The following is a 27,000-nucleotide window of genomic DNA, read 5'->3' as shown; positions in this document are numbered from 1 at the left end:
GTCAAACTGGGATTCCTGCTTTTGCCCACCGGTTATCATTTTTGTAGGGGTTCAGTCCTTCGAGCGATCTTACGGCGTTCATCCATATCAATCTGGGAGTAGGTGCATTTCATGGGCAACTCCTTGCAAGCGATAAGCCACTGTTATCTATTGCAAGTCGCACTTCATCCTTGAACCCACCCGCTAAAAGCAGAAAATCACGTAATAATAGTTATGGAACTACCATTATCCCTTGCGCACCAAGAAAACATCATTAAAGGGATAATTCGTTTATTTTCATAGTTTTAAACTTGCATAATATGCTATTATCCCTATTCTAAAGTTCATCGAACATTCTAGGGATAACATGATTAAATTCAAAACGTTATCATCAGAGCAAATTCGCCAACAGGTTGATACAGCGCAGGTTTATGATGTTTATCGAACCAGCGCGAAAGACTATGAACAGCGGTTTTCTGGGTCTATGTCATGGAAGAAAAGCATCAATGACAAGACTTATCTTTACAAGAAGACCAATGGCATCTGGAAATCTTTGGGTCCAAAATCAGCCGCAACAGAACTGATACATAACCAGTTTCATTCGGGTCGCGACGACTCGAAGGATCGTATGTCGCGGTTGGCACAGCGTCTTGACCAGCTTGCGCCCGTTAACCGGGCTATGTCCCTTGGGCGCGTCCCGCTATTGACAGCCCGTATCGTTCGGGCGCTCGACAAACTCGGCCTTATCGGAACAGCAGTCGACGTTGTTGGCACCAACGCCCTGTTCATCTATGAACGCATGGCTGCTGTTCATATCAGCGGCGGGCTATTGTCCACACAGGACGTCGACTTGTTGATGGATTCGCGTTTCAGTTTAAGGCTCATCGTTAAGGATTTCTCTAACAAAGGCTTGATCGGCCTATTGCAGAAAATTGATCACTCTTTTCGCCCTCTTGCCAAAAATGGATACCGGGCGGCAAACCGTGATGGGTTTCTGGTTGACCTTATCAAGCCTATGCCAAAAGATATTCTCTCCTCCAACGAGAAAAACCGCTTCAGCGCCGATGCCGAAGATTTGCAGGCGATAGAGATTGAGGGGCTTTCTTGGCTGGTTAACAGTCCCAAAGCATCCGAGACAGTGATAGACGAACGAGGATATCCAGTCAGTTTCTCCTGTCCCGACCCTAGAGCCTTCGCACTCCACAAATTGTGGCTTTCACGTCGTTCGGATCGAGATGCAGCCAAACGTTTGCGGGATGAGCAGCAGGCACGTGTCGTTGCCGAGCTTATAAATAAATACCTTGCCCACCTCTCCTTCCAATCGAGCGACCTACAGGCTTTACCATTTGCCCTACGCCAGCTTGCCTCGGAGTTCGACTCGGCTGCAGTTAAAAATGCACCTCCAAGCCTGACACCTGACTGGTAGCAAAAAAGAGCGCCGGACATGCCAGCGCTCTTTTTCTTTTAATTATATGCCGTCATGGGCGGGCAAGAACAAACCAGATTGCGATCGCCTGCAACATTGTCGATCCGGGAAACCGGTGGCCAATATTTCAGCAGATCCTCCGATTCTCCGCCGGGCAGACTTGCTACCTTGCGGCTATAGGGGTGCGACCAGTCATCAGCCAGAACATCGCCCGATGGATGCGGAGCGTTGACAAGTGGATTGTCATCTCTCGGCCACTCTCCGCTCGCAACTTTTGCAGCCTCACCCGCGATTGCGATCATCGCATCGCAGAAACGATCAATCTCGCGCTTCGATTCTGATTCCGTAGGTTCAACCATCAGCGTTCCAGCAATTGGCCAGGACATTGTGGGGGCGTGGAACCCATAATCAATCAGACGCTTGGCTATGTCTTCAACACCAATTCCGGCACTTTCCTTAAGTACCCGAGTATCAAGAATACACTCATGTGCCACGCGATCATTACGGCCCTTGAACAACACAGGGTAATAATCCTTCAATCGTTCAGCAATGTAATTGGCATTGAGAATCGCCATTTCGGTTGCGCGTTTCAAGCCTGCTCCACCCATCATACGGATATACATCCATGTGATTGGCAGAATTGATGCGCTGCCGAATGGTGCGGCGGAAACCGCATTGCCGGTGCCATTCATCACATGTCCAGGCAGGAATGGAGCCAGATGCTTCTTAACACCAATCGGGCCGACACCGGGTCCCCCGCCTCCATGCGGAATGCAGAAGGTCTTGTGCAGGTTCATGTGGCAGACATCCGCGCCAATATCACCGGGACGTGCAAGCCCAACGAGCGCGTTCAAATTGGCGCCATCAAAATAGACCTGACCGCCATGTTCATGAACGACAGCGCAAATATCTTTGACCCCCTCCTCGAATACGCCATGTGTTGACGGGTAGGTAATCATCAATGCGGCAAGATTGGCGCTGTGTAGTTCAGCCTTTGCTTTCAGATCATCGAGATCAATGTCGCCTGCCTCTTCGCAAGCAACAACGACCACCCGCATCCCCGCCATATGCGCACTGGCAGGATTGGTGCCATGGGCTGATTCAGGGATGAGGCAAATATCGCGATGATCATCGCCGCGATCCAAATGATAGCGACGGATTGCAAGAAGACCGGCATACTCGCCTTGGCTACCGGCATTTGGTTGCAGTGACACGGCATCAAAGCCTGTGATCTCTGAGAGCCAAGCTTCAAGATCATCGGTCAGCGACTTATAGCCCAGCGCATGATCTGCCGGTGCGAAAGGATGCACATTGGCAACGCTTTGCCAGCTTACGGGAAGCATTTCTGCTGCAGCGTTCAGCTTCATCGTGCAGGAACCGAGCGGAATCATCGCACGGTCAAGCGCCAGATCCTTATCGGCAAGCCGACGAAGGAAGCGCATCATTTCGGTTTCCGAACGCTGTTGATGGAAGACAGCCTGGGTCATGAAACCCTCGGCAGGCCGCGAGCTTGGCAACTTTGAGCCGGGATCATTCAGCACCTTGGCACCGAACACACCGGCAAGCGCTGCCAGATCCTCGTCCGTCGTTGTCTCATCTACAGTGATACCTAGTCTGTCCGCATCAATATGACGGAGCAGTCGTTCGCCTTTTTCGGCGCTGGCCGCAATAGCATCTGCTCTACCCGGAACGCTGACCGTGACGGTATCGAAGAATTGCGACCCACTTAATTCAAGGCCCACAGCCTCAAGTGCAGCCGCCAATCTTGCAGCCTTTGCGTGAACTTGGCTGGCAATAGCCTGAAGCCCCTGCGGACCATGCCAGATGGCATAGGATACCGCCATGTTCGCAAGCAGTGCCTGCGCTGTACAGATATTCGACGTAGCCTTGTCGCGGCGAATATGCTGCTCGCGTGTCTGCAATGCGAGACGGTATCCCGCCCTGCCTTTGCTATCGACCGATTGGCCGACCAGCCGACCTGGAATAAGCCGGGTTAGATTTTCAGTCACCGCGAGGTAAGCGGCATGGGGGCCACCATAACCTACGGGAACGCCAAAGCGCTGCATGGAACCTGCAGCAATGTCGGCACCCAGCGACGCAGGTGATGCAGTGACCGTCAGAGCAAGCGGATCGGCAACTGCAATAACAAGTACTCCTGCGGCCTTCGCAGCCTTGATAACAGCAGAGTGATCCCTGTAGACCCCGTAAGTATCCGGCCAAGGTACGATGACAGCGGCTGCAGTATTATCAATCTCGCCGCCATTGACCGTCATGCCCAGGGGTTCAGCACGAGTTCTGACCACGTCCAGGATTTGCGGATGAACATCTCCGGCAAGGACAATTCGCGTACGCTTTTCGCGGTGATGGCGATAGGCAATCCCTACGGCTTCCGCAACAGCGGTTGCCTCGTCAAGGAGCGACGCGGAAGCGACGGGCAGTCCTGTCAGCTCGGCCACCAGCGTCTGGAAGTGAAACAGGAGCTCAAGACGGCCTTGGCTGATTTCAGACTGATATGGCGTGTAGGCCGTATACCACGCCGGATTCTCAAAGAGGTTGCGTTGGATCACTGCCGGAACATGAGTACCGTGATATCCTTGGCCAATATAACTTTTGAAGGTCTTGTTGTGGCCCATCTTGGCGGCCAGTTCGGCGAGTGCTTCGGCTTCATTAACCGCCTCGGGAATATCAAGGGGTTTTTCGAGCCGGATAGACTTTGGAACAGCCTGTGAAATCAACGTATCGAGTGAAGGAATACCAAGCGCAGCCAACATGGCGCGCGAGCCTTGCGTACTAGGGCCGATATGCCTGTCGGCAAATGGGAATATACTCTTGTTCATGATGTTCAACCAATAATCGCTTTGTAACCGGCTTCATCAAGCAAGCCTGTCAATTGTTCAGTGTTGGAAAGCTTCATCTTCCAAAGCCAGCCATCGCCAGTAGCGGCAGAATTGATCAGGGCCGGATCACTTGCGGTCGCTTCGTTCACTTCTGTGACTTCACCATCCAGCGGCGCGTATACATCGGAGGCAGCCTTGACAGATTCAACAACAACAGCTGCATCACCTTTGGAAAGGCTGGTGCCGATATCGGGCAACTGAACAAAAACGAGATCGCCGAGCAGATCCTGTGCATGATCCGTAATACCGACCGTTGCGATATCGCCATCAACGCGTACCCATTCATGATCTTCGGTAAAGTAAGTGGTTGCCATTTGTATTATCCTTTGTGGTAGCGATGTGGCGTGAAGGGAAGTGGATGAATGTGGACCGGAATGCGATTTCCGCGCACTTCAGCAAAAATCGGCACCGTTGCGGCAAGAATGTCCTTATTGACGTATCCCATCGCCACCGGATGACCAGCGGAGGGACCGAACCCGCCCGAAGTGACAATGCCGACATGTTTTCCGTCCGCATCAATGAGGACAGTCTCAGAGCGAACCGGTTGGCGACCATCGGGTTTCAAGCCAACCCGCTTTCGCGCGCTACCCGAAGCAATTTTTTCGAGCAGAGCTTTGGCGCCGATAAACCCGGCCTTCTCACGGACAGCTTTTCCAATTGCCCAAGTAAGGCCTGCATCCACCGGGTTAAAGTCAGGGGTAATATCGTGACCATGCAGACAAAGACCGGCTTCCAACCGAAGGCTGTCACGGGCCGCAAGTCCGACCCAAGCCACTCTCTCGTCCTTGAAGAGCGTCTCTACAAGCTCAACGGCATCGGTCGCAGGCAATGCAATTTCGAAACCATCTTCACCCGTATAGCCTGAGCGACTCATGAACCAGCCCGGCTTCGGCTCAAAGCCATGCATGAAAGCTAGCTCGGTCCCCGAAATCCCTGCTTTATGCAGAACATCGGCTGCTTGCGGGCCTTGAATGGCCAGAAAAACACGGTCTAGCGCATCAATCTTGCAGTCAAAATCTTTTGCGACACCGCGCAGGTGCGCCTCGTCGGCCGCCGCATTGCCGGCATTGGCCACCACCATGTAATGAGCGGCACCCAAACGGGTTACGATAAGATCGTCGAGTATGCCTGCCTGCTCGTCGAGAAAAAATGTGTATTTGGATTGTCCCGGTTGCAATGCCCCTGCATCCAGCGGGCATGCACGTGACAAAAGCGCTGTCGCGCCTGGACCCGAAACATCGAACAATTGCATATGGGAAATGTCAAAAAGCCCGGCGTTTTCGCGCGCATGAAGATGTTCCTTCATCACCCCCAGCGGATAGGTGATAGGCATGGACCATCCGGCAAATCCACCAAAGCGCGCACCGGCAGCTTTATGCAGATCATCAAGTGGTAGTGATTTTAATTGTTCTTCTTCGTTGCCCATTACTTCTCCAGAGTCGCGCAAAGACCTCCGCCACAACGACGGAATGTTTCTTTGCCCCTCTGTCGGAAGCCTGAGAGACTCGCACAGCCGTTACGGGACCTTGGTCCCAGCTGAACTTACACCTTCGGCGCGAGGTTTCCCCCGACTTTCCAGAGTTGCCTTACCCGTTTGCGGTTCTTGATACCTGAGAGATTTCGGGCGATTTCCCCTTCGGTGGCTCTGCACATCATTGCACAGAACACTCTCCCGCAAACTGACAGGGCCTTATGATTCTTCAATCCCAAGGCCCTCGACAAGCCCGGACCATAGCCTAGCGCAACGACCCTGTCATCCGCACAAATGGCAAATTTGGCGCTTAATGAACAAAATTTGTCGAAGTGGGGATATTTGCCGCACGCTTCAACGCCATGACTCCGAGCGTCTGCCCCCTACCCTTCACGGCATGCATTCCAAGAAATTCCGGCTGAATATCGCGTTCGAATTCCACTCGCTTTGCGAGATCTCCGGAAATCAATACTGGTGCATCAAGTGTCCGACAAAGCGTTTCCAGCCGCGCAGTGGTGTTCACCGTGTCACCAAAATAGGTAATCTTGTGATGATCGACCCCTATTTCCGCAGTAATGATGGGACCACCGTGAAGGGCTGCGCGAAGTTGTGGAACACGTCCAAAATTTTTCAGCCACTTTTCCCGGTCTGCCTCAATGGAATCGAGAATAGCGAAGACGCATTTTACGCTATTGCCATTCTTGGTGCCTCTCGCCATTGGCCAAGTAATAATGGCGGCATCGCCAATATAATCGTCAATGGTCCCCCTATATCTGCGTACTGGCTCGGCAAAGGCTGCGAACAACGCTCCAAGGAACTGCTGGGCCCGCAGATCGCCAAATTCCTGGGCAAAGGAAGTCGACCCAACCAGATCGATAAATAGGAATACCCGCTCCTCTTCGATGGGCTTGCGGTAACGCCCGATAAGAAGACTTGAAAAGACGTCACGCCCCAACAATTCGCGTACCCGCGCAACGAAACTGACGACGAGCGAAACACCCAGCGCGGCGAACATGGCGCTAGCGGGCAAAATTGCGATTTCACGCCAGGATTCGTAAGTTTGGTAACCTATAAATCCCAACAGGAGCCGACATAATGCGGAGCCTACATACATCAAAATGTATGTAACGATGAGCATGGCAATCAGATAAAGGGGGGTCGAAAGCGCGGCAATTCTTGCATAGAGTCGAGGAAACAATGCCCCACGCTCGAGTGCGATAATGGGTACGCAAGTAAAAAGCGCAAAAACGGAACCTACAATTGACGGCTCTCCGTAAAAGGCCCAGCTAAAAAGTGCGCCGCTTATGGAAACGACGCACAGAATGAATATCCAAAATCCTCCGGAGTATCTGTTCATGTCTGCTCGCTCCGCAGCAGAAGTAAGTTGGGCGGATTGATCAACATGCACATCTCCGGATAACCGTTTGACCTTATGTAGACGCTTTTGCTCGCTGTCCAAGATGAGTTGAAGAATTTATTTCACGCAATCTTGACGTGCGCTGAATCACGCATCATATATTGTTACATGAAAAGAAACAGCCGCCTTTCCGCCGTCCTTCACGTCATTCTCCACATGGCAGAGCGCGCCAAACCCATGACATCGGAGGAATTGGCCAAACATATGCATACAAATGCCGTTGTCGTCCGCCGGACAATGGCGGGATTGCGAGATGCCGGATTTGTGCGATCCGAGAAGGGCCATGGTGGTGGCTGGATTATCGCACGCGACCTCAACACTTTAACTCTTCGCGACATTTACAACGCGCTTGGCTCCCCTGACTTTTTTGCTTTGGGCAATAGAGCCGACGCACCCGATTGCCTTGTGGAACAGTCGGTCAATCATGCGCTCGACACTGCATTTCAAGAAGCCGAAGCCCTTATCATTGAACGGCTCGGCACGATAACACTCGCCGATCTCGCCGCCGATTTTCACCGGCGTTTTGATGCGATCAGAAAGGAGAGAAAATCCCATGACCTATGACGTTATTGTTGTTGGGGGAAGTTATTCCGGTCTTGCAGCAGCGTTGCAAGTCGCCCGTTCACGTCGCAATGTACTTGTTGTGGACGCAGGCGAGCGCCGCAACCGATTTGCTGAAACCTCTCACGGATTCCTGACACAAGACGGCAGTTCGGCTGTACAGATTGCGCATGTCGGGCGCGAGCAGCTATTGGCTTATCCGAATGTCACCTGGGTTGATGCCCGTGCGGAAAATGCCGAAGGTATCCTCGATGCCTTCACTGTCGGCACCTCATCCGGAGCAAATTACAAGGGTCGGCGTCTTATTCTGGCAACAGGTGTCACGGACATATTGCCAACAATACCCGGTCTTCGCGAACGGTGGGGCAAGAGCGTTTTTCATTGTCCCTATTGCCACGGTTATGAAGCAGGTGGCGGCGATATTGGCGTGTTGGCGACAAGTTCCTTGTCTGCCCATCAAGCTCTAATGCTTGCCGACTGGGGCAATACCAAGCTTTTTGTCAACAACATGTTTGAGCCTAGTGACGACCAATTGGCGGCTCTGGCTGCGCGTAATGTGACGCTCGATTATGGGACGATTGCCGCCATATCGGGCGAAGAGGCACAGCCGATTGTAGAGTTTTCTGATGGTCGTGCCCTATCGCTTACCGGATTGTTTACTCTTTCGCGCACCGTTGTCACTGGTCCACTCCCGCAACAATTGAAGTGCGCGCTGGAAGATGGACCGCTCGGAACATTCATTCAAACGGACGCAAGCAAACTAACGTCGGTTCCTGGTGTCTATGCCTGCGGCGATACAGCCCTTATGGCCGGTTCGGTCTCCTTTGCCGTGGGCGACGGCGCTAGGGCGGGGGTTTCAGCACATCAATCGCTAATATTTCCCAGCCCAATGCACTGATTTACATCGGCTGCGTCTCGGTTCGAGCTTGCCGATAGGACACCAGTACCAGCGCACCGATGAAAGTTCCCGTCATCAACAGAACGATGGTCGGCGCCGGCGCGCTGTCAATGAAGAAAGCAAAATAAGTACCGAAGAAAGAGGCCAATACCGCAACGACGACGGAGACGAGAAGCATTTTACTGAATGTCCGGGTAAGCAAAAAAGCAATTGCTCCCGGCGCGATCAACATGGCAATTGCTAATATGATGCCAACAGCTTTTAGAGCGCCCACAATCGTCAGGGAAATCAGGCAAAGCAGCCCATAATGCAACAATCCCACACGTAATCCAACTGCGCGGGCTTGCACCGTATCAAATGCGTGAAGCAAGAAATCGCGCCATTTAAACACGATAGTTCCGGCTGTGATCGTTGCGATGATCGCCGTCTGGGCGATATCGCTCCAACTGATACCGAGCATGTCACCAAACAATATATGGTCGAGGTGAACGTCTGACTGGATTTTCACATATAGCACGAGACCAAGGCCGAACATGCCGGAAAAAACGACGCCCATAACTGTGTCCTGCTTGATACGGCTGTTTTCCTTCAAAAACCCGGTGGCAATTGCGCAGAACATGCCTGCCACAAAGGCTCCGACCGCATAGGGCAAACCAACAATATAAGCGATGACTACTCCTGGAAAAACAGCGTGCGAAATGGCGTCGCCCATCAGCGACCAGCCCTTCAGCACCATGAAACAGGAGAGCAAAGCTGTCGGAATTGCTACGAGTACTGAGATGATCAACGCATTGATCATGAATTCGAACTGAAAGGGCAAAAGCAGGGTTTCAAAGACGCTCATAATGCGACCTCCTGCATTTCTGCAGCGCGGCGCCGGGCTGCGATCAGTCCATGTTTGGGCGCGAAGATAAAAGCGACCAGAAAAATAAGCGTCTGCAACAGGACAATGATTCCGCCGGTAGCCCCGTCGAGAAAATAGCTTATATAGGCACCGGCAAAGCTTGTCATTGCACCGATGACAACAGCGATGACGAGCAGCCGCGGAAATCGATCCGTTAAAAGATAAGCGGTGGCGCCGGGCGTCACGACCATGCAAATAACCAGAAATGCGCCGACTGTCTGTAAAGCTGCTACGGTCGACGCCGATAAAAGCGTAAAGAACATGATTTTGAGCGCTGTTGGATTGAGACCGATAGAGCGTGCATGACTCTCATCGAAAAAAACAACCATAAGATCTTTCCATTTTACCAGCAGAATAGCCAGCGAAACGAAACCGATAATGGCAAGTTGGAGTGTGTCTTCCGGTGTAATCGCCAGGATATTCCCCAGAACAATTGTCTGGATATTCACGGACGTCGGAGAGAGTGACACCATGAACAGGCCGAGACCAAAAAAGGATGAGAAGATCAAACCGATGATGGCATCGTCCTTGAGCTTCGTACGCTGGTTGAGAAACAACATCGCAGCGGCGGCCAATCCTCCCGAAAAGAATGCACCAATTGAGAAAGGCAGCCCAAGCATATAGGCACCAGCCACACCCGGAACGATGGAATGCGAAAGCGCATCCCCGATAAGAGACCAACCTTTCAGCATGAGATAGGCCGACAGGAAGGCGCAGACACCGCCCACCAACGCCGAAACCCACATGGCATTGATCATATATTGATAAGAGAAAGGTTCGAGCAGCAATGTCATCTAACGTGGTCCATTGCTTTTGGGATTTACGGTATTGTCGTAGAGCACAAAGGGCCGCTCATCATCGGTAATCACGCCGACAGGACGTCCTTCACCTGCATGTGGTGCATCAAGCTTGAAATGACGCAGCACTCCGCCGAATGTCCGTTCCAGATTTTTCTGTGTGAATGTCTCGGCTGTCGGACCATAAGCAAGTACGGTGCGATTGAGTAGAACAGTGCGGTCACAGAACTCCGGTACGCTACCAAGATTATGCGTTGAAACCAAAATTACCCGCCCCTCGTCGCGCAGGGCGCGCAGCAATATGATAATCGCCTCTTCCGTTTTCACATCCACGCCGGTGAATGGCTCATCCAGCAAAATGACCCGTCCATCTTGTGCTAATGCGCGGGCAAGAAATACCCGTTTCTTTTGGCCACCCGAAAGCTCGCCAATTTGGCGTTTGCGAAAATCGGTCATTCCCACGCGCGCGAGGGCATCCGATACTGCCTGCCGATCTGCAGCCTTGGCGATACGCATCATGCCCATGTGGCCATAACGGCCCATCATGACAACATCTTCCACCAAGACCGGAAAATTCCAGTCTATATCCTCGCTTTGAGGAACGTAGGCGACAAGGTTCTTTTTCAAGGCTTCATTTACTGACTGGCGAAGAACTGAAATCGTTCCTTCGGAAGCCTTTATAAAACCCATGATTGCCTTGAAAAGCGTTGACTTGCCGGAACCATTAACTCCCACCAGCGCAGTGATAGTGCCTGTAGGGATTTCAAACGTCGCATCGCGCAACGCCGTATGACCGTTGCGATAGATTACCGTAGCGCCCTTTACCGAAATGCCCCCACCCGCGTCAGACGACGCGGGTGAATATCTGTGAGCCGATTGAAACGATTGGGCGTTCATTGCGTGATACCTTTGGCAAGGCCTTCCGCAACCCGGCTGGATGTGACGCGTAAGAGATCTATGTAGGTTGGGACTTCACCACTCGCGTCGGTAAGCGAGTCCACATAAAGAACGCCGCCATAACTTGCGCCGGTTTCCCGTGCGACCTGCTTGGCAGGATCAGCCGAGATCGTGCTTTCCGAGAAGACCACGCCGATCTTGTTCGCCCGGACCGCATCAATCACTTTGCGTACTTGTTGAGGCGTGCCTTGCTGATCTGCATTGATAGGCCAGAGATAAACTTCTTTCAGATCAAAATCGCGAGCCAGATAGGAGAACGCACCCTCGCTGGACACCAACCAGCGCTTTTCTACTGGAATGGCTGCAAGCTCGTCCTTAATCGGATCAATCGCTGCCTTGATTTGTCCCTTGTAGGTCTCGGCGTTTGCCTCATAGGTTTCAGCATTAGCCGGATCATATTTTACAAAAGCGTCGCGGATATTATCAACGTAAATCAGCGCCGCTGTCGGGGACATCCAGGCATGCGGATTTGGTTTACCTGTATAGGGCCCTTCGGCAATGCCCATCGGCACCACACCCTGCGAAACAACGACTCCTGGAACGTTTTTTAAATTGGTAAAGAACTTTTCAAACCAGAGCTCGAGATTGAGGCCATTCCATAAAATAAGTTGGGCACCCTGCGCTTTCTGGATATCGCCCGGCGTTGGCTGATAATTATGAATCTCCGCGCCTGGCTTGGTAATAGATTCAACAATCGCCGCATCACCAGCAACATTGCGCGCAATGTCGGCAATAACCGTAAATGTGGTCACCGCCTTGAATTTGTCCTGTGCCGCTGCGGGAATGATCGCCAAGATCATTCCGAAGAACGCGCCCATTATTCCGGTCAACACGGACCGCCTCACTCCATCCAGCATAGCCTCTCCTTATTGCAATTGAGTTGCAACTGCATCCTTAGCGAGGATCATCAATTATTGCAAGTGCGAATGATTTGCAAAAAGACTTGGCAGTATCTGTCAGGAATGAATTGTGAGCAGCTCGTGCAACTTTGACAGAAAATGCTGGCATTGATATCTGTTCGCTCTTGCCGCCGCTGATCCCTACCTGACATTTCGCCAATTTAAGGACTGTGACGATGGCCGACACCGCTGCGCCGAACAATGGCGTTTCATCTTTAGCAATCGAAGCGCATGGGCTAACCAAAAATTTTGGCAATGTCCGCGCCGTGGACGGTATTGATCTTACCGTGCCGCGCGGCATGATCTTTGGCATCCTCGGACCAAATGGTGCTGGCAAGACCACCTTGTTGCGCATGCTGGCGACGTTGCTGCCGGCAGATGCGGGATCGGCAAAGGTGCTGGGTTTTGATTTGAAGGACTCACCTCACGAGGTGCGCGGATCGATTGCCATGACCGGTCAATTTGCCTCGCTTGACGAAGATCTGACGGGACGTGAGAATCTGATCTTGCTTGCAAGACTATGGGGCTTCCGCGGACGCAACGCCAAGAAACGTGCCGATGATTTACTAACAGCTTTCGACCTGATGGAGGCGGCTACCAAGCAGGTAAAGGATTATTCTGGAGGCATGCGCCGAAGGCTGGACATCGCCGCGTCGCTTGTTGTTACTCCCGGGGTTCTTTTTCTCGATGAACCAACAACCGGTCTCGACCCGATGGCACGCAAGAGTGTTTGGCGTATGATCCGCTCTCTTTCCGAGGCGGGCGTTACGATACTTTTGACCACGCAGTATCTTGAGGAAGCTGACCAGCTCGCTGCTCGCATAGCTGTCATCAATCATGGCAAAAAGATCGCCGAGGGCACCAGCCGCGAATTGAAAGCTGCAACTGGCTCCGGCTTTCTGCACCTGACATTGGTTGAGCATTCACGCATTGACGAAGCGGAGCAGGTGCTTGAAGAAATAACAGGTAACAAGCCCCAGCGAAGCTCGGAAGGTGCGGCCTTATCATTGATGATTGATACGCCTCAAAATGCCAATCGTGCTCTGGCCGCTTTAATAAAAGCCGACATCGAACTTGCTGATTTCTCTATGGGTGCGCCAAGCCTTGACGAAGTGTTTTTCGCTCTGACTGGCCAGATTACCGAGCCTCAGATTACTGACGGAGAAGCGTGATGGACGATAATAAGGCAACGGTTGCACTTATCCATGCTGCCCGCCCTCCTCAACCTTCAGCATTTTCCAATGCGCTTGTGTTTGGCTGGCGGGCAGTATTGAAATTTAAACATGTCCCTGAACAGCTTTTTGATCTGGTGATGACGCCGATCATGTTCACCCTGCTCTTCACCTTCGTCTTCGGCGGCGCGCTCTCAGGGTCAACATCAGCCTATTTGCAGTATTTTTTGCCAGGCATCCTCGTACAGACCGTGGTGTTCAATTCAATGTACTCGGGAATGGGTCTGAGTACAGATCTTGGCAAGGGTCTGTTTGACAGGTTTCGTTCATTGCCAATCTGGTCTCTCTCGCCTTTCGCCGGTCTGATGGTCGGCGATATCCTGCGCCATCTCATCGCGTCCCTGCTTATTCTGATAATAGGGATTATTCTTGGCTATCGGCCGGAAGCTGGGATTATAGGTATCGTCGAGGCTTTGCTGTTGCTTATTGTTATAGGTTTTGGCTTTGGCTGGATATTTTTGGTGCTGGGATTGGTCATGCGTACGCCCAATACGGTCATGACAATGGCGTTCACCGGCATCATGCCGTTGGTTTTCGCATCGAACATCATGGTTGATCCAGCAACAATGCCCAGTCTGCTTAGGGCATTCGTCGAGGTCAATCCTGTATCGTTGATGACGACAGCTATGCGCGGTCTTATGGCTGGCAATGCGACAATGGTTCAAATTGGCGCAGCATTGATCGCGCCTGTTCTATTGACCATCACACTCGCGCCGCTCACGCTTTGGCTCTATCGCCGTAAATAAACAGGCCAAAACAATCCGAGTGATTGAAATTGGGAGCCGAATGTGAACATTCGGCTCCCAATCCTATCACTACCGACAGTACTGTCCGCCTATGTAAGTTTCTTACTCGCCATAAGGAACCCATATATTTTTGACTTGTACAGCCCGGCGCAAATATTCCTTGCCTTGCGCCTTGCCGCCCAGCCAGTCGCGCTGACGGCCATTGCTGACCCATGTGGTCTTCAAATTTCCACATGACGCTCGCTCCACCATGGCACTGCCTTCCTTGGAGCCGATATACCAGATCGCATCAACTTCATCATGTTCGGCCAACGTCTTGGCAAGAACGTCGCGTTCACCGGTAATGATATTAATAACTCCGCCGGGCACGTCGGATGTGTCGAGCACCTGATAAAGATTGGTTGCAAGCAGTGGATGGCGAGCAGACGGCACAACCACTACACGATTGCCCATCGAAATGGCTGGAAGCACCAGCGAAACAAAGGACAGAAGTGGGTTTTCATCCGGACAAACTATACCGACAATGCCAAAGGGCTCATTCATAGCCAGCGTCACATGGCGTGACTTGGTCGCGTGGACAGCACCATCATATTTGTCGGCCTGTGCAGCATAATAGAAGATGCGTCGCAGCGCCGTATCAAACTCTTCTGCCGCCGCCTTGGCCGACACGCCGGTGCTTTCGACCAAAAGTGCTTCGAATTCCGCACGGCGGGCATCAAGGTTTTCGCCAAGATAATAAAGCACCTGAGCGCGGTTGTGTGCAGTTGCACTTCCCCAGCCTCCAGCTTTGGTTGCCGCTTCTACCGCATTACGAATGTCTTTCCGATTGCCGATGCCGGCATGGCCGACGATCTGACCGCCTTTGCCAAGGACGGAATAGGAGTAGCCTCCGTCCGGTCGAGCTTGTTTGCCGCCGACATAGTTCTTGGCCGTACGGTCAATGGATCCACCCTGAGCAACCTTTGCATCTCCGTCCGGGGCCGCCGATAGTTTCAAAGGCTGTTCCGCCTTTGCTAGCGGCAAGCGCTTTTCCCAATCAGCGGTGAGATATTCATAAAGACCTTCGCGACCACCTTCCCTACCAAAGCCGGATTCGCGATAGCCGCCAAAGCCTGCGCCGGCATCGAGAAGATTGGTTGAATTGATCCAGACAACACCAGCTTTCACCCGTGCAGCCATATCAAGGGCCAGGTTGATATTCTCTGACCAGATTGAAGCGGCAAGCCCGTATTTTGTATTGTTCGCCAAGGCAATTGCCTCGTCGGGTGTACGGAAAGTAGTCGTCGTCGCGACAGGACCAAATATTTCGACTTCGCAGACAGTCGATGCCGGATCCACATCCGTAAAGAAAGCTGGAGCAAAGAAATTACCCTTGGCCGGGAGTTTCACGGGCGCTTGCCAAAGTGTGCCCCCTTCTGTCTTGCCCTTTTCAACAAGCGACGTCACGCGTTTCAACTGACCTGGCGAAACCAAAGCACCGATATCCATTGTCTTGTCGAGTGGATCTCCAACACGCAGCGTCTCCATGCGTTTGCGCAGCTTGTTGTAAAAGCGCTCGGCAACACCTTCCTGCACAAGAATACGGGATCCAGCGCAGCACACCTCACCTTGATTGAACCAGATTGCATCAACAACCCCTTCAATGGCGCCGTCAATATCCGCATCTTCAAAAACAATGAAGGGCGACTTGCCACCGAGTTCCAAGGAGAGCTTTTTTTCCGATCCGGCAATCTGCTCGCGGATGATCCGGCCAACCTCGGTGGAGCCGGTAAATGCTACCTTGTCCACATCCTTATGGCCGCAAATAGCAGCACCAGTTGTGCCATCGCCATGAACAATATTCACCACACCCGCAGGCAGACCCACCTCATGGCAGATCTCCGCGAAAGCGATAGCCGTTAACGGCGTCAGTTCGGCAGGTTTAAGGACAACGGTGTTACCGGCAGCAAGTGCCGGAGCGACCTTCCATGCCAGCATAAGCAAGGGAAAGTTCCATGGAATGACCTGACCGCAAACGCCGACCGGAGAATATCCTTCGAATTCTGTCTCGACCATTTCTGCCCAACCGGCATGATGATAGAAATGACGGGCGACAAGCGGAATATCAATATCCCGCGTCTCCCGGATAGGCTTGCCATTATCCATTGTTTCCAACACGGAGAAAAAGCGCTCACGCTTTTGTATATGCCGTGCAATGGCGTATAGATATTTGGCCCGCTCATGCCCGGGCAATACCGACCATTTTCCGAATGCTGCGCGAGCAGCCTTTACCGCCGCATCCACATCAGCGGTCGTGCCGTGCACCACTTTTCCCAACGGAGAACCGTTTGCAGGGTTCATGACGGCAATCAGATCGCGACCTTCAATGCTGGTGAACTTACCATTGATGAAATGTCCGAAACCTTGGTTATTGGCATCGAGCCAGGCTTGAACGTCAGTATTACTTTCCGGTGCCGGGCCATATTCCATGGTGCGAAGAATATCCTTGATCTGTCCCATGTTTGATTCCTTAAGCGAGTGCATGGCGCGACGATGCGGCGTAGCGGCCCGTCACATAATGTTCGAGTTGCCGTTCGATATCTCCAAGCATCGAGCTGGCACCAAGGCGGAAAAGATCCGGCTGCAGCCAGGGCAGGCCCAATTCCTCCTTCATCAGGATCAGCCAATTCATGGCGTCCTTGGCAGTCTTCATACCGCCGGCAGGCTTGAATCCAACGATCTGGCCCGAATATTCGCCAAAATCACGCAAGGCACGCAACATGATCAAACTGACAGGCAAAGTTGCATTGACATCTTCCTTGCCTGTGGATGTCTTAATGAAATCGGCACCAGCCTGCATTGCAACCATGGAAGCACGATAAACATTGCGTAGCGTATTGAGGTCGCCAGTTGCGAGAATTGCTTTCAAATGCGCATCGCCAGAGGCCTCGCGCATCTGCACGATCTCGTCGTAGAGCGCTTCCCAATTCTGCGTAAGAACCTGCTCGCGATTGATAACAATATCAATTTCCTTGGCACCCTCGCCTACCGCATATTTGATTTCGGCAAGGCGCTGCGGCAATGGCGTCAAGCCAGCGGGAAAGCCGGTCGCAACCGATGCAACAGGAATGTTCGTTCCGCGCAAGGCCTTAACAGCGTGCCCAACCATAGTAGGATAAACGCACACCGCGCCCGTCGTAATATTGGCATCGCCAAGGCCAAGCGCTTCAAGTATGTCTATGCGAACCGGACGTTTTGCCTTCGCGCAAAGCCGCTGAACACGCCCTGCCGTGTCGTCACCTGCCAGTGTGGTGAGGTCAATACATGTAATCGCTTTTACCAGCCAAGCAGCCTGATATTCCTTTTTTACGGTCCGGCGTGTCGTCAGAGTGGCAGCACGGCGTTCCGTGGCAGAACGGTTGACAGCAATATCCTCAAACCACTCAGGTTTCAGTTCAGTGCCGGTGTTGCGCGCATGAGCTTTCTGCACGGCTAAGTGCGTGCCCTTGGCAACCGATAAGTCTTGCGTGTTCATCCACGACCCTTCCTGTGATCTATGAAGCGATTGAGCAAAATAGCTGCAACTATGATGAGTCCGGTGACGGTCATCTGATAGAAGGAGCCCAATCCCAGAAGATTGAATATGTTTCTAAGAACTTGAAGCAACATTACGGCAAAGAATGTGCCGAGAACACCACCGCGACCGCCAAAAAGGCTTGTACCGCCAAGGACAACTGCTGCGATGGCGTCAAGCTCAAGGCCTTGCGCTGCTGTTGGCTGACCGATGCGCAAACGCGATGTCAAAAGAATTCCACCGAGAGCCGCCATGAAGCCGGAAACAGCAAAGACGGCCGTGACAATCAAACGGGTGGGCAGACCGGAAAGACGGGCAGCTTCCGGATTGCCGCCTGTCGCAAACACATACTCACCAAAGACTGTAAGGCGCAGCACAAGCCCTGCCACAATGCAAAGGCCTATAAAGATCAGCCCCATGGACGAAATGGCAAAGCCGGGAAAGATTGGCACCATCGTTGAGCCGATGGCGGCAAAACCTTGCGGCAGCCCGCTGACTGGCACGCCATCGGTCAGAAGATAGGTAATGCCCCGGAAAGAGACGAGGCCGGCCAAAGTTACAATGAAGCTCGGCACTTGTGCCAGAGCGCTCGTCGCGCCCATGGCTGCGCCACAGGCTGTTCCCGCCAAAACCGTTATTGCAACTGCGATGAATGGATCGAAACCGTTGGACATGAGCACTGCCACCAGCATTCCGCACAGTGCTACAATGCTACCTACAGACAAATCAATATTCCCTGTGAGAATGACAAAGGTCATCCCAATGGCAACGACGCCTACCACAGCTGCCTGTTGGAAGAGGTTGGCTATGTTTGCGAAAGTCAGAAAATTATCTGACAAGGTTGTCGCGATCGCTACCACCGCCAAAAAGATGACAATGAAATTATACTCGATACCGAGATCAATGGCCCGTTTACCCAACCCCGGCGAAGGCAGCTGAGCGGCGGATATTGCTGTTTTAGACATGGTGTTCACCCAATATTGTAGCCCGCAGAATTGTATCGCGGTCGGTGATGGACGGATTATATCGTCCAATATTGCGGCCCTCATGGAAGACCCAGATTGCATCGCAGGCAGCATAGAGTTCTTCGAGTTCGCTGCTGGCAACAATTACCGCTGCGCCATCTTCTGCCAATTTATCCACCAGATTGTAGAGATCGGCTTTCGCCCCAATATCTAGACCACGGCTTGGCTCATCCAGCAGAAGTACACGGGCGCCATTGATGATCCACTTCGCCAGGACAATTTTCTGCTGATTGCCACCGGAAAGCTGCACCACAGCCTGTTCCGGCTTGCCATACTTGGTGGAAAGACTTTGAAGGACCGGTGTTGCCTTCTGTTTTTGGAGCGAATGGCGCGTCAACCAGCTCTGGCGCATGGAAGGTAACGTCGCGTTTTTGTAGATGGGCGCGTGTAATATCAAACCCTCGGTCTTGCGGTTCTCCGGTACGAGGCCCAAACCACATCGAATAGAGTCTGCCGGATGACGTGGATGGAAGTTCTTGTCTTCCAGCAATATCTCACCTTCGAAATGGTGCGCTCCAAACAAAGCTTTCAGAAACGACGTGCGGCCTGATCCGTTAAGTCCGGTAAGGCCGACAACTTCACCCCAGCGCACATCAAGTCCAGAAATATTGAGGCCCTCTGCACCACGCAGCCTGTTGACTTTCAACGCTACCTTGCCTGTAACCGGCTTGCGGACCTTACGTTCAATCAGCGAACGCTCCTTACCTATGATGGCGGTAACAAGTTGCTCATCGGTGGTGTCAGCAATATCGTACGTTCCGATAGTCTTGCCGCCGCGCAAAACCGTAACCCGATCACCGATCTCACGCAATTCACCAAGCCGGTGACTGACATAAACAATTGCGACGCCATGCTTCACCAAATCGCGGATAACTTCGAATATGCTCTTCAGCTCAGTCTCATTGAGCGATGCCGAAGGCTCATCCATGATAATGATTTTCGCATCCATGGTGAGCGAGCGGGCGATTGCGGTCAGCTGCTGGTTGGCAACAGATAGAGTTTCAACACGCGCATCGGCGGCGAAATTTGCACCAACCCGCCGCAAAGCTTCGTGGGCGCGCTTGCGCCTTGCCTTGTGATCAATCAGACCAAACTTGCCCGGCGCATGACCGAGAAATAGATTTTGTTCGACAGTTAGTTGCGGGACAAGATCCAACTCCTGATAGATCATGGAAATGCCAAGTCGCGATGCTTCAGCCGGACTGCGCAATTCTACAGGATTACCTTCCAGCGCAAGCTGTCCGCCTGTTGGCCGAAAAGCTCCCGCTATGATTTTGAGCAGCGTCGACTTCCCGGCACCATTTGCCCCGAGCAGACAGTGGACCTCACCTGCACGGACTTCAAGCGATGCCGATTCCAGTGCGATAATGTTAGGCAGAAATGTCTTTGAAACGTTTTTAACCGTCAGAACGTCACGTGTCATTGCTTATCCCCAATGCGTAACGGGCGGTGGCCTCATCGGTAACAATGACCGATACGTAGCCGGCTTTTAACACCGAGGTTGCAATCTTGAACTTTTCCTCACCCGCGACCACACCAATTGACCACTGCTTGTTTTTCAGCAGTTCAAGGCGCATGCCAACGGTACGGTCATCAATCGCTGTATCAACGATTTTGCCATTCTTATCGACGAAGCGTCCGAGAATATCACCCACAGCGCCGGCATCTTTAAGCCGGTCTATATCTGCTTCATCCAGATAGCCGGAACTTAGCAGCACTGATTCATGGGTAATTCCGCCCATGCCAAAGCAGACAATATCAGCCTGCATGGCTAGCTTCAGTACACGTTCAATAATTGGATCTTCTTCAAGAACCTCGCGCGTGCTCTTTTTCCCGACAATAGCAGGAACAGGCAAAAGCGTTGCGGTGCCATTGCCAGCCTTGGCGAACTCTTCTGCCACGGCACTGGTGTGTGTTACCGTCGAGCGCAAATTGGTCGCGCCATTAACCAGCACGACATGCACACCAGGATTCCAATTATTGGGCAGAAAGCGCGCCACGGCCGACATTGTGCGACCCCATGAAACGCCGATCAGTTCTGCCTTTGGATTAAGTCCTGCCAAATACCGCGCGGCAGCCTGGGCAACACTCTCCATAAGCAGAGCTGAATCGGTTGAACCGCCCGAAGGAACGACAATTGCATCGCGAAGACCAAACTCCTGCTGCAACCTCACCTCGAGTTCCGTCTTCCGGTAAGCACGCGGCGTTATCTCAATACGGACAACACCCAATTCCTTCGCCTCAGTCATGAGGCGGGCGATCTGCCAGCGGGTCAGACCAAGTTCCTTGGCGATCTCGCTCTGGGTTTTGTCGAGATCATAATAAAGCTTTGCTACGCGAACCATGAGATGTTCACGCTGCTCATCGGAGGGCAATCGTACGGACGGGTTTTGACGTGCATCGTTCATCGTTCGGCTCCTGCCCTTTGCCGTGCACTCAAGGCGTGGAGCACCGGCGTCAATGATTCCGTTGCATTTCTATAAAGTTCCATCGTCTCGCGATAGCGTTTTGACCGTTGCGCATCCGGAAGCATTTCTTTGGTCGGAGCAGCACAGGCTTCAGACGCAGTGATCAAATCCGGAAACAGACCGAGAGCATGGGCAGAACAGACGGCTGTACCGACAAGCGAAAGATTATCGTCATACGCAACATGTACCGAACGCTGCAGAGCATCCACTGTTGCTTGCAACCATAGTGGATTTTTACAAATGCCGCCGGCAACGACAATCCGCTCGACGTTGACACCGCGCTGTTCAAGGACAGCAACGACATTGGCTGAGCCTAATGCGATGGAATCGACGGCCGAAGCATATAGGTCTGCCCGGTCGTGTCCAAGGGACAGTCCAAGTACAGCACCGCGTAGATCAGCGTCGCGGTATGGCGTACGGTTTCCCATCCAGTAGTCCAGAGTCAACAAACCCGAACCGCCCCCAGATGCATTGGAGGCCTTCTTGATCAGATCGGTATGTCCTTGCTCATCAAGGCCGAATAGCTTCTGGCTGAACCAGTTAAGGATCGAACCGGCCGACACCTGCCCGGCTTCTACCAGCCAAAGCCCATCCACCAACGCATTTGGATAAGGACCCCAGAAACCGCTTACGTCACTTTGTTCATTCAAATGGGTCAAATGAACAACTGATGTTCCGCCAATAATTAGCATTCCGCCAGCGGCAACTGTACCGGCACCGAGCATTCCTATATGGGCGTCGATACCGCCCTGCACAACGATTGCTTGTCCGGAAATACCCAAGGCATCCGCAATGCCTGGTTGCAAATTTCCGATGACATCGCCTACTGGAATAATCCGCTGCGGTAGTTTTTGCTGCAATCGGGAAATGCCAAGCGCATCATAAATTTCCGGAACGAAACTGCCGTTTTTGGAATCATAGTTCCACTTGCAGGCGGCATTCATGCGCGAGCCGGACCACTCCCCACAGAGCCGGAAATTGATAAAATCCAGCGCTTCGCAGATGACGTCCGCTTTCTCAAAAATCGCAGGCTCATTGGCAGAAAGCCACATCGCCTTGGGCACCAGCCATTCGGCAGCGTCGCCACCGCCGCTATAATCCATAACCGGATGTTTTACTGTTTCAGTGGCTCGGGCTTCTTCGCTGGCACGGCAATCCATCCATAGAATTGCCGGATAAAGCGGCTTGCTTTCCTTGTCACAAACGACAACCGAAGAAGCCGTTGTGGCCGCGCATACAGCTGCAATTTCGTTGGAGCCGCATCGAGCAATTGCCTCACGCCCGGCTGTCAGCACCGCAGCCCACCAGTCCTCAGCCTGCTGCTCTGCCCAGCCAGCACGCGGATAGGTTGTATCATAACTGGCTTCCGACAAAGAGAGCATTACTCTGCCCTCTACATCGTAAACTCCAGCCCTGACACCTCCCGTGCCGAGATCAAAGTTCAGAACCAATGTCACTCTTGTATCCTCCCTTTCCACACCATTATGGGCGGAACATCACTTTCGAGAAGAACATGGATTTGTCGGTCCGGAATTTTTCAAACATGCCTGGCAATTCAGCGAGATCGAGGTCGTGGGTGATCATAAACTCCCATTCGAGTTCGCCAGAGCCGAGTTTGTCCAATGTAACGGTCCACTGGCGACCAGGATATGGGGAGCCAAAGGAATTCCATGAACCGTGCAGCGATATCTCTTGGCGGAGAAAATGTTGGAACGTCTTGTTTTCCAAAGCCACTTCCGCAACCGGTATCCCAATGAAAACAACATGCCCGCTTGGCGCTGCCAACTTCACCGCCATATTGACTGACGAAGGATGCCCTGCAGCTTCGACAATTGTATCGCAGAGCAAATCAGCTGGAATCTCAGCACCGGCAAGAAACGTATGCTTGGCGCCTGCACGCCGCGCCATCGCCAGTTTCTCTTCGGAAACATCGATTGCTACAACTTCGCTGGCTCCCATCAGCCGCATCCATTGGATAGCGAACAGACCAATGGGACCGCAACCGATGACACCGCCACGCTGACCCATCGTCATTCCGCCTGCTTTCCAGATCGCGTGGAGCGCAATTGAAGCAGGGTCGGTCATTGCCACCGCTCGCGGATCTATATTTTTTGGCGTCTTCAACAAATTGGATACCGGAACACAGACATATTCCGCATAGGCCCCATCACGGCGTGAACCGAAATAATCATAGTCCCGGCAGCGCGAAAACTGTCCCTGCTGACATTGGTCACATTTATAGCATGGCAGCATCGGTGGAATGGCCACAAGTTCGCCAATTTCGAAACCTTCAACGCCCTCGCCAATTTCGGTGATATGACCGGAAAACTCATGACCGCAAATGAGCGGCATCTTGTGTGCGCCCTTGATCAGCATACGCGGCATGTCAGAGCCGCAAACACCAACCGCTGCAACCCGTATTTTCACATGGCCGGAAAGCAATTGCGGAACCGGGACATTTTCAAGACGAATATCGCCTGGGGCATAAAGTACTGCAGCACGCATCTGGTAATCCTTGGAATTGATAAAGAGATCGCGGGGCAGGATGTGCCCTGCCCCGCAGGCCTTGGGAGAGGTTATTACTGACCGAGAACGCTCGGGCGATATTCGGCAAAAAGTCCCTGACGCGGGAAATCAGCAACATTTTTGGAGGTGACAAGTGTCGAACCTGCATCGACGAATTTCGCCACTTCCTTCTTGGCAGATGCCTCCCGCGCGACCTGAATCGTAACGTCCCCGAGATATTTCGGATCGTTGAGAGCTGAACCGATATAGTTGCCACCATCGGCAATGATGCTCAGCGCTTCAGACAAGCCGTCAACACCCGCAACGAGAACATCATTCCGGTTGTTCTCCTTGAGTACCTGCAAAGCTCCAAGCGCCATATCGTCATTATGGGCATAGACAACTTTAACATCAGGGTTTGCCTGCAACGAATCCTGCATAGCCGTTACTGCATTGGCGCGAATATATTCGGCATAAGGCCCCTCGACGATGGTGTGGCCAGTACCCTCCAGGGCCGCATGAAAGCCATCTCGGCGATCCATCATGACAGCGCCGCCCGCATCCCCTTGAATTTCAATAATTTTGGCCTTTTCAACTCCGTCCGCTTTCAATCTGGCTACGACAGCTTCACCGACCAATTGGCCCATTTTCTTGTTATCGCGACCCACGTGAGCAGTTACACCAGTACCGTTAACGCTACGATCCACCGTGATCACCGGGATACCAGCAGCCACAGCTGCTTCGAGTGATGGAACGACCGCATCCGGGTTGACCGGATTGATAATGAGCGCATTGACGCCCTGTGTAATCAGATCCTGGATATCATTGTTCTGCTTGCTGACATCACCGTTTGCATCAAGAAATATCAATGTATCTCCGCCCGCCTTAGCCGCGGCCTCCGCACCGGTTTTCAATTGAACATAAAACGGAGATTGCAGAGTTACCTGGCTAAATCCAATCTTCAAACCCTCAGCGTGAGCCGAGAGCACGGGCATTCCCAAACCAAATGCGAGAGCAAGCGTAAAAACAGAAGCAGCGGTTTTCGTAACGAAACGACGACGGTTGAGCATGGTTTTCCTCCCCAGAACTCTTCTAGATAACAACAAAAGTGCAAACATTTCACATTTGTATTGTTAAATAATCAGAAGCAGGTCTGTCTGTCAACGGCTGTGGGCGATTGAATGTAACCTCGGGCGCGTTTGTCTGTCGGCCCTTCAACCGAAAAGGCCGGGCGACGCAATGGACACATGCAAGTAGGTAATATCTGAAGAGGTTACCCGAGCTTCGATGCTCTTTAGGAAGCGTTACCGGCACAAGTTCCCGGTCCAAGACTTTCGGCAGCTGCTCTCATTCCCACCGAGCTCAAAATGTTTTCCGATGCCTTGCCTTGACATGCAAGTAAATACTTGCATGATTAGATCATGGATATTGATACAACTTTTCGCGCTCTGTCACATTCAACACGCCGACAACTTCTGGATCGACTGTTTGAACGTAATGGGCAAACGCTATCGGAGTTATGCGATGATTTGGGAATGACAAGGCAGGCCGTGACGCAGCACCTGTCTATACTGGAAGAGAGCAATCTCGTGGTGAGCCAGATGAGCGGTCGCGAAAAATTGCATTTTCTCAACCCCGTTCCAATACACCACATCTTTTCACGGTGGATTGGTAAGTATGAAAATGCCCGCTTGAATGCCCTGGCTTTGCTCAAGGATGACCTTGAAAGAGAGAATGATGACAGCTCAAAATGAAAATAAGGCCGGTGAGCAGTTCGTGTACGTCACCTATATATTGTCTACCCCCGAAAAGGTTTGGAAAGCCTTGACCGAACGCCAATTCACCGAACAGTTCTGGTACGGCCTTTCCGTTGAGTGTGATTGGCAGCAAGGCTCGCCGTGGCGCCTTCTTGCACCCGACGGAACACTGGCCCACACCGGGCGCGTGTTAGAAGTAAATGCACCGTACAAGCTCGTTTTGGCTTGGCAGCACGAATTTATCTCAAAGCTCAAGGCAGAAGGGCATACCCGCGTCACCTTTGAAATAAAACAACTCGAAGAGATGGTAAAGCTGACGGTTGTTCAAAGCTCTGATCGAACGGACGGTAACACTATCAGCGTCATGGCTCGAGGGTGGCCCCTATTGTTAGCCAGCTTGAAAACATTGATGGAAACAGGCGCATCCCTCAAAAGTTCAAGTCACTGGCCTGCGGTTCGACGATCGGCCTGATACAGCCACACCACTAATTCAACTTTGCAGCACATTGAATGCCAGCACTCACAGGCTGGCAAACGAGAAACTGTGTCTTTGGCCTCTGGATATCTGAGGATCCCCTCTCAAAAACTGACAATTTCACCGAGTACGGAGTGCACCTATGAGCAAATTACTGATTCTCTATTATTCAAGCTATGGGCATATTGAAGAAATGGCGCAAGCGATTGCACAGGGAGCTCGTGCGGCTGGCTCTGAAGTGGATATTAAACGTGTGCCGGAAACTGCTCCTTTTGAAGTTTCACAAGCTGCAGGTTTCAAACTGGATCAAGCGGCGCCAATAGCCACTATAAGCGAACTAAGCAATTACGATGCGCTTATTCTTGGCGTTCCGACACGATATGGGCGGATGCCCTCCCAAATGGCTGCCTTTCTTGACCAAGCCGGCAGTTTAGTGGTGAGTGGGGCATTAACTGGGAAGATCGGTGCTGCCTTTACATCTACAGCCAGCCAACATGGCGGGCAAGAAACCACACTATTTTCTGTCATTACCAATTTGATGCATTTCGGTATGATGATTGTTGGAATACCGTATGATTTCAGCGGATTAAGCGCCATTAAAGAAGTACATGGTGGTACGCCCTACGGGGCAAGTACGATTGCAGACGTAGATGGAAGTCGAAATCCAAGTCCAATCGAACTCGACGGCGCAAGATATCAAGGCCGTCATATTGCACAGATCGCCAACCGCTTATTCGGATAGGGAATAGTTTAGCAAGCATCAGAACAAGTAGGGCTACAGGAAAGCATGCAACAGGTCGGTGTGACCTTGGAGATGAGCTGATCAAATTGTCCTTCAATCCGGGAAAATCCCCCACATTGAAACCGTCGCAAACGCGTCATCGTTCCCTATACGCGAGAAGAGGCTGGCTTTAGGGATGTGTTCACGGCTAGATGTGGGGCAGCCGTTTGACCGTCTGAACTGTTTGTGTCCGGTTGTGCTTGACCGTCGGCCGTTGATTGGCCGGTTTGGGGTTTGCGCCGACATTTGGCA

The 27,000-nt window shown here is 52.2% G+C and carries 24 protein-coding genes and 1 riboswitch; of the genes, 8 read left to right on the top strand and 16 right to left on the bottom strand.

Features of this window, described 5'->3' with window-relative positions; translation table 11 throughout:
* Nucleotides 1-346: 346 nt before the first annotated feature.
* Entirely contained in the window at nucleotides 347-1,405 is a 1,059-nt protein-coding gene (locus V9K95_RS21745) for a nucleotidyltransferase domain-containing protein (protein WP_336442223.1), read from the top strand.
* Between the two features lie 38 nt (nucleotides 1,406-1,443).
* Here the strand turns inward: V9K95_RS21745 and gcvP are convergent, their stop codons facing one another.
* From gcvP to V9K95_RS21725, 4 genes are all read right to left on the bottom strand, one after another.
* Nucleotides 1,444-4,242 (bottom strand): aminomethyl-transferring glycine dehydrogenase, encoded by a 2,799-nt coding sequence (gcvP, locus tag V9K95_RS21740; protein WP_336442222.1) that lies wholly within the window; start codon nucleotides 4,240-4,242, stop codon nucleotides 1,444-1,446.
* 5 nt (nucleotides 4,243-4,247) lie between these two features.
* Complete coding sequence (gene gcvH / locus V9K95_RS21735; RefSeq protein WP_336442221.1) at nucleotides 4,248-4,616, bottom strand: glycine cleavage system protein GcvH; 369 nt, start codon at nucleotides 4,614-4,616, stop codon at nucleotides 4,248-4,250.
* A 5-nt stretch (nucleotides 4,617-4,621) separates the two neighbouring features.
* On the bottom strand, nucleotides 4,622-5,728 hold the full coding sequence (gcvT, locus tag V9K95_RS21730) for a glycine cleavage system aminomethyltransferase GcvT (RefSeq protein ID WP_336442220.1): 1,107 nt from the start codon (nucleotides 5,726-5,728) through the stop codon (nucleotides 4,622-4,624).
* 161 nt (nucleotides 5,729-5,889) lie between these two features.
* Nucleotides 5,890-5,987: riboswitch (glycine riboswitch) on the bottom strand.
* A gap of 96 nt (nucleotides 5,988-6,083) precedes the next feature.
* On the bottom strand, nucleotides 6,084-7,130 hold the full coding sequence (locus tag V9K95_RS21725) for an adenylate/guanylate cyclase domain-containing protein (RefSeq protein WP_336442219.1): 1,047 nt from the start codon (nucleotides 7,128-7,130) through the stop codon (nucleotides 6,084-6,086).
* 168 nt (nucleotides 7,131-7,298) lie between these two features.
* On the opposite strand from V9K95_RS21725, the gene V9K95_RS21720 reads away from it, so the two are divergent.
* Both V9K95_RS21720 and V9K95_RS21715 read left to right on the top strand, forming a co-directional pair.
* Complete coding sequence (locus V9K95_RS21720; protein WP_115054063.1) at nucleotides 7,299-7,754, top strand: Rrf2 family transcriptional regulator; 456 nt, start codon at nucleotides 7,299-7,301, stop codon at nucleotides 7,752-7,754.
* Nucleotides 7,744-8,649, top strand: a complete 906-nt coding sequence (locus V9K95_RS21715; RefSeq protein WP_336442218.1) for an NAD(P)/FAD-dependent oxidoreductase — start codon at nucleotides 7,744-7,746, stop codon at nucleotides 8,647-8,649. Before V9K95_RS21720 ends, V9K95_RS21715 begins: the two co-directional genes overlap by 11 nt.
* A 1-nt stretch (nucleotide 8,650) precedes the next feature.
* Here the strand turns inward: V9K95_RS21715 and V9K95_RS21710 are convergent, their stop codons facing one another.
* The 4 genes from V9K95_RS21710 to V9K95_RS21695 are packed head-to-tail and all read right to left on the bottom strand — an operon-like array spanning nucleotide 8,651 to nucleotide 12,164.
* Nucleotides 8,651-9,493: a metal ABC transporter permease gene (locus V9K95_RS21710; RefSeq protein WP_336442217.1), complete on the bottom strand. Its 843-nt coding sequence runs from the start codon at nucleotides 9,491-9,493 to the stop codon at nucleotides 8,651-8,653.
* Nucleotides 9,490-10,347 carry a metal ABC transporter permease gene (locus tag V9K95_RS21705; protein WP_336442216.1) on the bottom strand — a complete coding sequence of 286 codons (858 nt, stop codon included), beginning with the start codon at nucleotides 10,345-10,347 and terminating at the stop codon, nucleotides 9,490-9,492. Before V9K95_RS21705 ends, V9K95_RS21710 begins: the two co-directional genes overlap by 4 nt.
* Nucleotides 10,348-11,247 carry a manganese/iron ABC transporter ATP-binding protein gene (locus tag V9K95_RS21700; RefSeq protein ID WP_115054067.1) on the bottom strand — a complete coding sequence of 300 codons (900 nt, stop codon included), beginning with the start codon at nucleotides 11,245-11,247 and terminating at the stop codon, nucleotides 10,348-10,350.
* Complete coding sequence (locus V9K95_RS21695) at nucleotides 11,244-12,164, bottom strand: metal ABC transporter substrate-binding protein (protein ID WP_336442215.1); 921 nt, start codon at nucleotides 12,162-12,164, stop codon at nucleotides 11,244-11,246. Before V9K95_RS21695 ends, V9K95_RS21700 begins: the two co-directional genes overlap by 4 nt.
* 218 nt (nucleotides 12,165-12,382) lie before the next feature.
* Here V9K95_RS21695 and V9K95_RS21690 point away from each other — a divergent pair, with 218 nt between their 5' ends.
* Entirely contained in the window at nucleotides 12,383-13,378 is a 996-nt protein-coding gene (locus tag V9K95_RS21690; RefSeq protein ID WP_336442214.1) for an ATP-binding cassette domain-containing protein, read from the top strand.
* Nucleotides 13,378-14,184: an ABC transporter permease gene (locus tag V9K95_RS21685; protein ID WP_115054071.1), complete on the top strand. Its 807-nt coding sequence runs from the start codon at nucleotides 13,378-13,380 to the stop codon at nucleotides 14,182-14,184. The genes V9K95_RS21690 and V9K95_RS21685 overlap by 1 nt, the downstream gene beginning before the upstream one ends.
* A 102-nt stretch (nucleotides 14,185-14,286) precedes the next feature.
* Here V9K95_RS21685 and V9K95_RS21680 read toward each other — a convergent pair whose 3' ends face one another.
* From V9K95_RS21680 to V9K95_RS21645, 8 genes are all read right to left on the bottom strand, one after another.
* The gene (locus V9K95_RS21680; RefSeq protein ID WP_336442213.1) at nucleotides 14,287-16,683 is read right to left on the bottom strand and encodes an aldehyde dehydrogenase family protein; all 2,397 of its coding nucleotides are present in this window, start codon (nucleotides 16,681-16,683) and stop codon (nucleotides 14,287-14,289) included.
* Nucleotides 16,684-16,693: 10 nt separating this feature from the next.
* A complete protein-coding gene (gene deoC, locus V9K95_RS21675) occupies nucleotides 16,694-17,698 on the bottom strand; it encodes a deoxyribose-phosphate aldolase (RefSeq protein WP_370878687.1) in 1,005 nt (334 codons plus the stop codon).
* A complete protein-coding gene (locus V9K95_RS21670) occupies nucleotides 17,695-18,702 on the bottom strand; it encodes an ABC transporter permease (RefSeq protein ID WP_115054072.1) in 1,008 nt (335 codons plus the stop codon). The genes deoC and V9K95_RS21670 overlap by 4 nt, the downstream gene beginning before the upstream one ends.
* The gene (locus tag V9K95_RS21665; protein ID WP_336442212.1) at nucleotides 18,695-20,185 is read right to left on the bottom strand and encodes a sugar ABC transporter ATP-binding protein; all 1,491 of its coding nucleotides are present in this window, start codon (nucleotides 20,183-20,185) and stop codon (nucleotides 18,695-18,697) included. The genes V9K95_RS21670 and V9K95_RS21665 overlap by 8 nt, the downstream gene beginning before the upstream one ends.
* A complete protein-coding gene (locus tag V9K95_RS21660; protein WP_336442211.1) occupies nucleotides 20,175-21,170 on the bottom strand; it encodes a sugar-binding transcriptional regulator in 996 nt (331 codons plus the stop codon). Before V9K95_RS21660 ends, V9K95_RS21665 begins: the two co-directional genes overlap by 11 nt.
* Nucleotides 21,167-22,687, bottom strand: coding sequence for an FGGY-family carbohydrate kinase (locus V9K95_RS21655; protein WP_336442210.1), 1,521 nt, complete (start codon nucleotides 22,685-22,687; stop codon nucleotides 21,167-21,169). Before V9K95_RS21655 ends, V9K95_RS21660 begins: the two co-directional genes overlap by 4 nt.
* A gap of 25 nt (nucleotides 22,688-22,712) precedes the next feature.
* Entirely contained in the window at nucleotides 22,713-23,735 is a 1,023-nt protein-coding gene (locus tag V9K95_RS21650; RefSeq protein WP_336442209.1) for a galactitol-1-phosphate 5-dehydrogenase, read from the bottom strand.
* 74 nt (nucleotides 23,736-23,809) lie between these two features.
* A complete protein-coding gene (locus V9K95_RS21645; RefSeq protein WP_336442208.1) occupies nucleotides 23,810-24,805 on the bottom strand; it encodes a substrate-binding domain-containing protein in 996 nt (331 codons plus the stop codon).
* 351 nt (nucleotides 24,806-25,156) lie between these two features.
* Here V9K95_RS21645 and V9K95_RS21640 point away from each other — a divergent pair, with 351 nt between their 5' ends.
* From V9K95_RS21640 to wrbA, 3 genes are all read left to right on the top strand, one after another.
* A complete protein-coding gene (locus V9K95_RS21640; RefSeq protein WP_336442207.1) occupies nucleotides 25,157-25,489 on the top strand; it encodes an ArsR/SmtB family transcription factor in 333 nt (110 codons plus the stop codon).
* Nucleotides 25,470-25,964, top strand: a complete 495-nt coding sequence (locus tag V9K95_RS21635; RefSeq protein WP_336442206.1) for an SRPBCC family protein — start codon at nucleotides 25,470-25,472, stop codon at nucleotides 25,962-25,964. Before V9K95_RS21640 ends, V9K95_RS21635 begins: the two co-directional genes overlap by 20 nt.
* A 145-nt stretch (nucleotides 25,965-26,109) precedes the next feature.
* Nucleotides 26,110-26,709 (top strand): NAD(P)H:quinone oxidoreductase, encoded by a 600-nt coding sequence (gene wrbA / locus V9K95_RS21630; protein ID WP_336442205.1) that lies wholly within the window; start codon nucleotides 26,110-26,112, stop codon nucleotides 26,707-26,709.
* Nucleotides 26,710-27,000: the final 291 nt, after the last annotated feature.

Origin of the sequence: Phyllobacterium sp. CCNWLW183 (assembly GCF_037203775.1) — a bacterium.
Lineage (GTDB): Bacteria > Pseudomonadota > Alphaproteobacteria > Rhizobiales > Rhizobiaceae > Phyllobacterium > Phyllobacterium ifriqiyense.
This window is presented reverse-complemented; position numbering and strand designations above follow the sequence as displayed.